Consider the following 296-nt stretch of genomic DNA (forward strand, 5'->3'; position numbering starts at 1 on the left):
TCCAGCGGCGGCAGCAGCTACGGCGGCGCGGCCACGGCGGGTTCGTCGAGCCTGGTCGGCACGCCGCTGGCGCTCAACGTCGGTGCGAGCGCAGCCATCCTCAACAGCCAGAGCAATTCGGGTCCGGTGTTGGCCACGAGTGTGGGCACGAGCTACCAGGTGGCGCTCAACAGCACCGGCGCTGGCGTGTCGAACGGCACGGTCGGTGTCACGGGCAACGCACTGGCGGCGCAGGCCGTCGGCAACAGCGCGACCAACCGCTTGACGCAGACGGCGCTGAACACCGGCGCGCCGAG

General features: G+C 71.3%; 1 protein-coding gene. It reads left to right on the forward strand.

The window, feature by feature from the left end:
• The coding region (locus ACSFA2_RS25620) for a hypothetical protein (RefSeq protein WP_435458140.1) at positions 1–296 on the forward strand (296 nt) is incomplete at both ends.

Source organism: Variovorax cryoconiti, assembly GCF_051216395.1.
Classification (GTDB): domain Bacteria; phylum Pseudomonadota; class Gammaproteobacteria; order Burkholderiales; family Burkholderiaceae_C; genus Variovorax.